General features: G+C 67.9%; 9 protein-coding genes. All 9 read right to left on the reverse strand.

The window, feature by feature from the left end:
• A partial coding sequence (locus AB1609_08580; GenBank protein MEW6046524.1) for a fucose isomerase occupies positions 1-447 on the reverse strand: 447 nt, incomplete at its 3' end.
• 71 nt (positions 448-518) lie between these two features.
• The gene (locus AB1609_08585) at positions 519-1,406 is read right to left on the reverse strand and encodes a carbohydrate ABC transporter permease (protein MEW6046525.1); all 888 of its coding nucleotides are present in this window, start codon (positions 1,404-1,406) and stop codon (positions 519-521) included.
• Entirely contained in the window at positions 1,403-2,359 is a 957-nt protein-coding gene (locus AB1609_08590; protein ID MEW6046526.1) for a sugar ABC transporter permease, read from the reverse strand. The genes AB1609_08585 and AB1609_08590 overlap by 4 nt, the downstream gene beginning before the upstream one ends.
• 96 nt (positions 2,360-2,455) lie before the next feature.
• The gene (locus AB1609_08595) at positions 2,456-3,718 is read right to left on the reverse strand and encodes an extracellular solute-binding protein (GenBank protein ID MEW6046527.1); all 1,263 of its coding nucleotides are present in this window, start codon (positions 3,716-3,718) and stop codon (positions 2,456-2,458) included.
• Between the two features lie 133 nt (positions 3,719-3,851).
• Complete coding sequence (locus AB1609_08600) at positions 3,852-4,790, reverse strand: DeoR/GlpR family DNA-binding transcription regulator (GenBank protein MEW6046528.1); 939 nt, start codon at positions 4,788-4,790, stop codon at positions 3,852-3,854.
• Complete coding sequence (locus AB1609_08605; protein ID MEW6046529.1) at positions 4,787-5,770, reverse strand: 6-phosphofructokinase; 984 nt, start codon at positions 5,768-5,770, stop codon at positions 4,787-4,789. The genes AB1609_08600 and AB1609_08605 overlap by 4 nt, the downstream gene beginning before the upstream one ends.
• Positions 5,771-5,809: 39 nt before the next feature.
• The gene (locus tag AB1609_08610; protein ID MEW6046530.1) at positions 5,810-7,087 is read right to left on the reverse strand and encodes a RuBisCO large subunit C-terminal-like domain-containing protein; all 1,278 of its coding nucleotides are present in this window, start codon (positions 7,085-7,087) and stop codon (positions 5,810-5,812) included.
• A gap of 237 nt (positions 7,088-7,324) precedes the next feature.
• On the reverse strand, positions 7,325-8,071 hold the full coding sequence (locus AB1609_08615) for an SDR family NAD(P)-dependent oxidoreductase (GenBank protein ID MEW6046531.1): 747 nt from the start codon (positions 8,069-8,071) through the stop codon (positions 7,325-7,327).
• Positions 8,029-9,330, reverse strand: coding sequence for an ROK family transcriptional regulator (locus AB1609_08620; protein MEW6046532.1), 1,302 nt, complete (start codon positions 9,328-9,330; stop codon positions 8,029-8,031). Before AB1609_08620 ends, AB1609_08615 begins: the two co-directional genes overlap by 43 nt.
• Positions 9,331-9,786 lie beyond the last annotated feature (456 nt).

The raw sequence follows: 9,786 nt of genomic DNA on the forward strand, positions 1-9,786 counted from the left end.
CGGTGCCACCGTATGCATGCGGGTGAGGGAGAAGGGAATCCCGTACTGGCGAAGGTTGTTGCATACCGAGATCTTGCCGCAGAAGGCATCACGCCGCAGGTGCACGCCCATTTTGCTGACCTCGTCCGGGAAGGCGTGCACCAGTACCGGCACGCTCAGCCCGGCCATCCGGAGGGTGTCGGCCACGGCGCGTTCGTCGCCGAAGTTGGGCAGCGTGACCAGGACCCCGTCGATCACGTCGCGGTGTTGCTTGAAGAAAGCCGCGTACTTCTTTGCGTCGGCGTAGCTTTCCACGGCGCCGTAGGGCGTGGCCTCGGCCGGCGGGATCAGCGCCCGTATCCCCTCCGCTTCAAGCGCGGCGAGCACGGCCTGCCGTCCCGTCTCGCACAGGTGGCCCGGGAAGCCCCCTCGGTTTCCCACGATGACGCCGAGCGTCGCTTCCCCCATGGTTCCCCTTGCGCTCCCTTCCCGGCCATTGCACCTCTGGCCGAGGCGCTGGTTTGCACGATCGGGGACGCTCACCCCTTGAGCGATCCCGCAAGAAGCCCGCGCAGGAAGTAGCGGCCGAGGATGATGTAGACAACAAGGGTGGGCAGCGCCGCCAGCAGGGCCCCCGCCATCTGGACGTTCCACTCGACGATGTAGCTGCCGGCCAGGTTGTTGAGCCCAACCGTGATGGGCTGCACGGCCGGGTTTTGCGTGATGACCACAGCGAACAGGAAGTCGTTCCAGATCGACGTGAACTGCCAGATGAGGGCCACCACGAAACCGGGGATCGAAAGCGGCATCAGCACCCGCCGGTAGATGCCGTAAAACCCCGCGCCGTCTATCCGGGCCGCCTCGATCAGATCCGTGGGGATGGCCGCGTAATAGTTGCGGAAGATCAGCGTGGTGATGGGAATCCCGTAAATCACGTGCACCAGGACCAACCCGGGGATGGTTCCGTAAAGCCCCACCGACATGAGCACCTGCACCAGCGGAATCAGGACGCTCTGGTAGGGGATGAACATCCCGAATATGAAGAGCATGAACAGCAGGTTGGAGTACCGGAACTTCCACTTGGCAAACACGTATCCGTTCAAAGAGCCGAGCAAGGAAGAGAGCGTGGCGGCGGGGATGACCAGTTGAACGCTGTTGAAAAACTTGTCGTTCAAGCCGGTGTAACCCTGCTCCCGGCTCCCGAACCAGGCCCGGGAAAAGCTGTCCAGGCTGAACTGGCGCGGCAGTTCCCACATCGTTGCAAGGCTGACCTCAGCGAAGTCCTTGGAGCTGGTTACCACCATCACGTACATGGGCAGCAGGTAGCCGGCCGCGAACAGGACCAGCACCAGGTAGAGAACGGCGCGGCTGCTTGAGGACATCCTCACTCCCCGCCTGCCGCGCTTGACCGCCGGCGCGCCCGTCATATCTCGGCCTCCGACCGCATGGTGTAGATCAAGTACGGCACGATGAGCACGGCCACCATCACCAGGAGCACGACCGCGATCGCCGCGCCCTGGTTGAAGTTGTTGCCCCGGAACGTGGTGTCCCACATGAAGTACGCCGGCACGTCGGTGCTGAAGCCGAGGCCCGACCCCGTCATGGCCGCCACGAGGTCGAAGACCTTGAGCGAGATGTGGCCGAGCACGATGACGGCCCCGAGCGTGATCGGCCTGAGCAGCGGGATGATGACACGCCGGTATATCTGGATCTCGGTGGCCCCGTCGACCCGAGCTGCCTCCCGGAGTTCCTCGGGGATGCCCCGCAGGCCCGCCAGATAGAGGGCCATGACGTACCCGGACATCTGCCACGCGGCGGCCAGCGCCACGGCTTTGATGCCGATCCTCGGGTCAGTGTACCAGCCTGACTTGAGCAGACCGAGCCCGATCTTGTCCAGAAGCAGGTTGATTCCCACGTACCCGGTCTCGGGTGTACCCGGGTTGAGCATCCACCGCCAGACCACGCCGGTCACCACGAACGACACCGCCATCGGCGCGAGGAAAACGGTGCGGAACAGCCCCTCGCCGGCAACCCGCTGGTCCAGGAGCACGGCCAGCAGAAAGCCGACGACGAGGCAGCCGGTGAGAAAGACCGCGGTGAACACAACCGTGTTGCGCAAATCGGTCTGAAAGCGCTCGTGCTGGAAAAGGCGCACGTAATTGCGAAGGCCGGCCCACGCGTAGTCTGGGATGACCCCGCGCCAGCGCGTCAGCGAAACGAACCCGGTCCACGCGATGAAGGCGTAGACAAAGAGCGAGACGGCGGCGGCAGAGGGGGCCAGCGTCAGGATGGCAAGCACCCGGTCCAGGGACGTCTTGCGCCTGGCCAGCGAACGCTTCAGAGTCACCGCCACGGCCCAGGCCGGCGTCGAGCGCTGCATGCACCCCCTCCTACGTTGACTGGCGGGGCAGGGAGAGGGATGCCCCTGCCCCGCCGGATGGCTGCCGCGACAGGCAGCACCGACCGCTCCCGCTGGCTAGCGGCAGACCCCCGCGTCCTCGCAGGCCTGCTGCAGCGCCCGCTGCGCCGCCGCCACGTCACCCCGGGCTGCAAAGAGGGCGACGGTGTCCTTGAACGCGGTGGCCCAGCTCTCGCTCGCCGCCGCGCCATGGATCACGCTCGGGACGATCTCGTCTTTCTGCCAGTCATCCATGGCCGACCTCAGGTACTCGTTGAACAGGCTCCGGTCGCAGTCGGTGCGGGCGCAGATGGAGCCCTTCTTGGGGTTGAAGGCCTCCTGACCGCGCTTGGATCCGAGCAGCCTCAGCCAGTCCATGACCGTGTCGCGGTTTTTGATACCCTTCGGCAACCCGAAGGTGTCGGACAGCGCCACGAACGTCCCGGCCGTGCCCGGCGTCGGCGCCCAGCCGTAGTCCTTGAACCCCTTGGCCGTGAACCAGCCGTCGGTCCAGTCGCCCATGATGAGCATGCCGCCCTTGCCCTCCATCAGGTAGGCGGCGGCGCCATCCCACGTGAGGGCCGAGTGGTCCGAGTTGGCGTACGTCATCATGCGCTTGAAGGTCTGAAGGGCCTGCGTGACCCGAGGGTCGGTCCACCGGGTCTTGCCGGTCCACAGCCCGCGGTACGCCTCGGGGCCAAGCACCCCGGCCAGCACGTCCTCGAACACGTGGCCGAGCTCCCAGCCGTCCTTGGAACCGACCACGAACGGGATGATGCCCCTCGCCTTGAGGGCGTCGGCAACCTGGAAGAACTCGTCGAACGTCCGAGGCGGCTTCAGGCCGTAGGTCTGGAAGACCTTCTTGTTGTACCAGAGCACGTTGGAGCGGTGGATGTTGACGGGAACCGACCAGTAGTGGCCGTTGTAGGAGATGATGTCCAGGATCCCCCCGGGCATCACCTTGTCCCAGCCCTCGGCCTTGAACAGGTCGTCGAGGGGTTCCATCTTGCCGGCCACGACCCAGGTGTCGATCAGCTCGCGCCCGGCGTGCACCTGGAAGGTGTCGGGCGGGTCGCCGCCGAGCATGCGGGAGACCAGCACCGCCTTCGCGACGGAGCCGGCGCCGCCGGCCACGGTGGCGTTGACGATCCAGACGTCCGGGTGGAGCTTGTAATACTCATCGAACAGCGCCGTCAAGGCCTCCGCCTCTCCGCCCGCCGTCCACCAGCTGAACACCTCCAGCTTGCGGAACTGGGTGGTGCCAGCCGACGCCGAGGCCGAAACAAGGAGAGCCACGGCCAGAACCGAGAAAACGATCCGCACTGCGCGCATTCTCGCCATGCCGGTCTTCTCCCCTCCCAGCCGGTCTTCGGCTTTTGGAGTTCTCTTCATGGAAACCGCTCTCAAAATAGAACCCGCAACGCGCCCACACGGGAACCCCTCCAGGGTTCCAGGAGCAAGGGGCCAGCAGCTCTCAGGTACCCCCACTCCCACCTCCTTTTGCGTGCGCCTCTTGTGGTGTGCCAGCCTCCTCTACCCGGCCGGCCCGGTGGGCCCCCTTCGAAGGAGCCGCCACCACGCGGACCCCTTTGCGCTCGAGCGCCTCGCGAACCGAAGGCGCGAGTTCATCGTCGCAAAACCAGGTGTCGATGGCGTCCCAGCCGGCTACGTGGGCCACCGATCGCCTGTTCATCTTGCTGGAATCGGCGATCAGGTACACGTGGGCCGCCGCGCGGATCATGGCGCGCTTGGTCTCCGCGATGAGGGGGGAGGTGTCGAACAGCCCCGCCTCCACGTCGAGGGCGGAGGCCGCCAGGAACAGCTTGTCCGCGTACAGCCGGGAGAGCCCCTCCACCGCCTCCGGGCCGACCAGTGCCATGCTTTCCCGCAGCAACAGCCCCCCTGGCATCACCACGGGGAGCCCCCCGGCGCGCGAGAAGAGAAGGGCCAGGTGGGGGGATGGCGTGGCCACCGTCACCCGGCGGTTGAGAGCCATGATGGCGTGGGCCAGCGCGAGGGCCGTGCTGCCCGAATCGACGAGAATGGTCTCGCCGTCTTGAACCACTGCGGCCGCCGCCTGGGCCAGAGCCTGCTTGGCATGCAGGCGCTCCCGGCTGCGGCGCTCGAAGGCAATCTCGTAGCCTCCCTCCGGCATGACCGCGCCGCCCCGGGAGCGCTGCAGCAGCCCCTGGCGCTGCAGTTCCCGGAGGTCCTTGCGGATCGTCACCGGAGAGACCCCGCCCAGCATGCCGGCCAGTTCCGAAACACGAACGGCGCCCTGCTGTCGCAGGATGCTGAGGATCCGGCTTCGGCGTTCGGCGCCGAGAAGGTTGCCCCCGCCCGGTCGGGCGGTCGGGCCCGCCGCACCCAGGCGCCCGTTTGTCGGCTCGCTCGGCTCTCGCGGTTCGTTCATGAACGGACCGGAACCGTCCCTTTCCACAGCGACTCATACACGGCAGGGTCGGGTCGTTTCGAAGCCGAGCCTCTAAGGGCCTCCCACGGAACACAAAGCGTTGCCTCCCCCGACGCTGCCACCATCTGCACGGAGGGGCCGCCACCCCGGGTCAGTTCGGCGAAGGCTCGCTCCGCGAATCGCCGGGCCCAGACAAGATCCCGAAAGGTCGGGGGGCCGGCTCGCTCTGCGTGGCCCAGCACCGTGCGCCGCAGCCGCACCGGAAGCGAGGCCTCCAGCTTCGCGTACCAGGTGCTGTCATCCCAGATCACGCCTTCTGCCACCACGGCAAGGGCCCAGCCCTTCGCTTCCACGGCATCGGCGAGGCGCCCGACCACCCGGGCGACGGGCTCGGGGAATTCCGGCAGGACCACCGCATCGGCCCTCACTGCTTCGGCCACCGCCAGCGCCAGGTGCCCCGAACGCCCTCCGAGGGTCTCCAGAATGAAGACCCGCCCGGGCATGCTCCCGCCCGTCTCACACAGCCGCGCGGCCGCCTCCACCGCGTAATTGGCCGCGCTGTCAAAGCCCAGGCTGTACTCCGTGCCCGGTATGTCGCCGTCGATGGTGGCCGGGACGAAAACGCAGCGAAGGCCCTGCGCCTGCATCCACTGGCCGCCGTGGCGGACCGTCCCGTCCCCGCCCATCACGATGGCGCCTCCCAGCCCGGCGTCGCGCCAGTGCTGGAGCGCCCGGCTCAGGCCGGGCTCGGAGGCGTGAACGGCGCTGCGGGACGTGCCCAGCCGGATGCCGCCGAGGTGCCTCAACGGGCGGGTCTCTTCGGGGAGCAGCCGCCTGGTGCGGCCCTCGACGAGCCCCTCGAAGCCGCCGTAAACACCCCAGATCTCGTCGCCGGACGCGGCCGCCAGGTCGACCAGCTCGGCGACCACGGCGTTCATGCCAGGGCAATCACCGCCGCTCGCCCAGACGGCAACCCTCATCCAACCCCGGCCCTCCTGACCCCGTCCCTTTCTGGCCCGCTACGCCCTGTACGAGCCCTGGGAGAACGCCACCTCGAGGGCAGCGGCCAGTTCCCGGTGTTGCCTGGCGTACTCGGCCACGCCGGCGCCCAGGCGCCATGCCTCGACCGCCTGCCAAAACGCCCGAACGCCCGCCTCGATGCCCATCGGATGGTCGAGGATGGCCGATCCGGCCATGGGGAGCGCATCCAGGCCGAAAAAGTCGAGATTCTCGCCGAGGTTGGCGGTGTTGAGCCCGCCCGAGTAAGCCGGGAGCGCCCGGGCCACGGGCCCCATGGGGTCCCGGAGCGCTGCGACCACCGCCCGGGCCTGGTCTTGCGTACCGTTCAGAAGATAGCCGCCGCGCGCGTAGACGTCCATGTAGTCGCCGCCGCTCAGGCGCACCCACTTCGCCACGACCGCCGGGTCGATGCCGTAGCCTTCCAAGCGCGACCAGGCGGTGCGGCCGCCGGTGTGGGCGTAGATGGGGAGGTCCACGTCCGACTCGGCGATCATCTGCAGCGCAGCAAAGCCGGACGCAATCGGGTTGAGCATGAGGCCGGTTGCCCCGGCATCCCGGGCCCGGCGGGCGAGTTGCAACGCCCGGTCCGGGCGGGAGGAGACGTGGGGGCAGTAAATCACCCGGCGGCCCGTCTCCTCGTGCAGGCGGCCAAGCCCCTCGGCGACCAGCCGGATCCGGTCTTCCAGCGGGCAATACGCCGGGTTGTTCATCTTCTCGTCGTCCTTGATCAGGTCGACGCCGGCCCGCGCCGCCTCGATCACCCGTTGCGCGACCTCCTGGGCCGTCAGCCCGGCGCACGGCTTCACGATGGTCCCCAGAAGCGGGCGCCCCGGGTCGGCCCGCAGGAGGCGGCGTGTCCCGTCGACCCCGTACCGGGGCCCTGGCAGCACGCGCAGCACCTCATCCGGCAGCGTCACGTCCACCAGGCGAACCCGGTCCACAAAGGCCCGCTCGAAGAGAGGCCCGCCGGTCATGAAGAGCCAGATGTTGGCCAGGACGTAGCGGTCGATTGTCAGGTTGAGCAGCGGGAAGGCGATGGTTGCAAGGGCCCGGCGGTCGCCCAGCTGCCGGAAGTCGGCGACCTCCGCAAGCGCCCGGCGGTGAAGCTCGGTCTGCTGGCCAGCGCCCACCCAGGCGCCGGCGCTCTCCTCCCGGGCGATGAACTCGGCCGCCTTGCGCAGGTCGCCGCTCCCCGTGAGGAGGTAGGTCGCCAGGAAGAACCCGCTTTCCGCCGCAGGAGATGCTGCCGGGTTGGCGCCCGCCACTTCCGGCCTCAAGGAGGTGCCCCCTTCGAAAACGGCATGAACCGTTTGCAAAAGTCTCGGGGCAACGATCCAACCCTTCTTCATTTCGTTTAGTATTCCTGCCTGCCTGTAACGAAGGCGAGCACGCGCCCCGGACACCGGCTGTCCGATACGAATCGAAACGTCGCTCCGTATCGCCGGCGTTCGAGGGCTCCCGGGGCGCGCGCCTCTCCGGCCGCGCAGGCGGGTCGGCGGGAAGTCAGGAGGCGCTTACAGTGGCTCCGCCATCGGGCGCATGACGACCTCGACGATTCGAGACTTGGGCGGCTGCGACACGGCGAACAGGACCGCGTCCGCCACATCCTCCGCGTCGAGGAACTCCTGCAGCTTCGGATCGCCCGGAGTACGCCCGGTGCCGAACGCAAAGTAGGTGTTGACGCCACCCGGCGCGATGGTCGTGACCTTGATGCCGTGCGGGCGCAGCTCGTAGTCGAGCGCCTGGGCGAAGCCCACCTGGGCGTGCTTGCTGGCGCAGTAGACCGCCTCGTTGGGCAGCCCCTTCTTGCCGGCCACCGAGGCCACCACGACCACGTGCCCGGCTCCCTGCCGCTTCAGGTGCGGGATCCCGTAACGCGCGAACAGGAACGTGGATCGCATGTTGGTGTCCATGATCCAGTCGTACTCCTCGGCGCTGAACGCCTCCAGCGGCCCGTACTTGCCCACCCCGGCGTTGATGACCAGGATGTCGAGCCGCCCCAGCTTGCCGGCGGTCTTGTCGACGGCTCGGGCCACGTCCTCTTCCTTGCGGCCGTCACCGGCAATGACCAGCGCCTGGCTCCCGGCCGACTCCACCTCGGCGGCCACGGCGCGCAGATCCGATTCCGTGCGGGCAAACAGCGCAACCCGGGCGCCCTCGTGGGCCAGCCGCACGGCCACCGACCGGCCGATGCCACGGCTGGCACCGGTGACGAGGGCTACTTTACCGTCGAGTAATGGACGTGACCCGGCTTGAGCCACGTGAGTTCGACCTCCTGTCCGCGGCCGCCGCGCCGGGTGCCGTCGTTCGGCCGACCACCGGCGAGCGGGCCGTTCGCTTTCGTTGTGGGAATGCGGAAGAACTCCTGCAGGATCATCACGCCGGCGCCGATGGCGCACGCCTCTTCCCCCAGCGCGGAAACGACGATGCGCGCTCGGCCGCGGGGGAAGGCCAGCGCGCGCTGCTCGACGACCCGGCGAGCGGAGTTGAGGACGTGGTGGCCCCCGCGGGCAATGGGGCCGCCGATGACGACCAGTTCGGGGTTGAAGGTGTTGATGGCGTTGGCAATGCCGATGCCGAGATACTCCCCCAGCCGGGCCAGCGCCGAGATGGCCGCCGCATCTCCTGCGCCTGCCGCCTGGAAGACGTCGCCGGCGCTCAGCGACACCGGTTCGGGGCTCGACCGCTGCAGGTACGCCATCAGAGCCCGCTCCGAGACGAACACCTCGAGGCAGCCGCGGTTTCCGCAGTTGCAGGGCGGGCCGGCCGGATCCACGGTGGTATGCCCGAACTCACCCGCTGTGCCAGCCGCTCCGCGGTAGATCTCGCCATCGATGACGATCCCGGCGCCGAGCCCCACGCCGACGCTGAAGTAAAACAGGCTGCGGGCCTCCTGCCCGGCCCCGGCCCACAGTTCGGCAAGGGCTCCGGCGTTGGCCTCGTTGTCCACCACGATGGGCACCTTGAAGCGTTCGCCCAGCCACTCACCCACGGGCACGTCCGTCCAGCCGAGGTTCGGGGCAAACAGCAGCCGCCCGCCAGGGTACTCGACCAGCCCGTGGACGCCCAGGCCGATGCCGAGCAGGCCCAAGGGCGCGGGGGACACGGCTGCGACGGCTTGCTCAATGAGCTCCGCCAGCTGATTGACGTCCGCCTTCGGGTCGGTGCCCGGAGCTCGCCTGACGCGCCTCGTCCAGATGGGCTGGGCCTGCAGGTTGAGGGCGACGACCAGCGAGTAATCCACGCCCAGGTCGGCGCCGATGGCGAACCCTGCCGACGCGTTGAGGGTCAGCAGCCTCGGGCGGCGGCCGCCGGTCGACTCTCCCATACCCACCTCGCGCACCAGGTGCTGGCGAGTGAGCTCGTCGACCAGCGCAGAGACGGTGGTCTTGTTGAGGCCCGTCGCCTTGGCGATGTCGGCCCGGGAGATGGGGCCCCGCAGGCGCAGGAGGTTGAGGACGATGCCTTTGTTGAGGGCCTTGACGAGGAACTGATCTGCGGTGGACGCGTAGAGGCTCACGCGCTCTCCGCCTTCCTTAGGATTCAGGGCAAACTTGCCCAGGCGGTTGCGGGACGTCACATGCCGCGCGACGCCTGACGACCCTGGTGCCGATTCTACTCCGGGCACATGCACGACATCAAGGCGTAAGCGGAAACAAAGAGGAGCAGGAGTTGGACCCAGGATGTCGTACGCATGCAATGCAAAGATGATTGGGCCAACGAACTAAGCCCCCTGTTAGCAAGGGAGTCAGTTGGGTGGGACGTTCGATACTGCTTACTAAGACGACTAGCTAGGTCCGGTTCGCGAGCGTTCTTGGCCGGCACTGGGGGGTCAGGCGTGACGGAGATGGAGTCCCGGGTTCGTGGCATTGTTGCGAGCATGACCCTAGAAGAGAGGCTTGCTCAGCTAGTTGCGCTGCCAGCTGCCAACCTCCTCGTCAACGGCCGCTTCCGCAAGACACGCCCGGGCATTCCG

It is taken from the genome of Bacillota bacterium (assembly GCA_040754675.1).
Lineage (GTDB): Bacteria > Bacillota > Limnochordia > Limnochordales > Geochordaceae > Geochorda.

What these genes read in the sequence shown, in the direction of transcription:
- AB1609_08595 (MEW6046527.1), bottom strand. Translation starts at nt 3,718, where the DNA reads ATGGCGAGAATGCGCGCAGTGCGGATCGTTTTCTCGGTTCTGGCCGTG.
- AB1609_08605 (MEW6046529.1), bottom strand. Translation starts at nt 5,770, where the DNA reads ATGAGGGTTGCCGTCTGGGCGAGCGGCGGTGATTGCCCTGGCATGAAC.
- AB1609_08585 (MEW6046525.1), bottom strand. Translation starts at nt 1,406, where the DNA reads ATGACGGGCGCGCCGGCGGTCAAGCGCGGCAGGCGGGGAGTGAGGATG.
- AB1609_08590 (MEW6046526.1), bottom strand. Translation starts at nt 2,359, where the DNA reads ATGCAGCGCTCGACGCCGGCCTGGGCCGTGGCGGTGACTCTGAAGCGT.
- AB1609_08600 (MEW6046528.1), bottom strand. Translation starts at nt 4,790, where the DNA reads ATGAACGAACCGCGAGAGCCGAGCGAGCCGACAAACGGGCGCCTGGGT.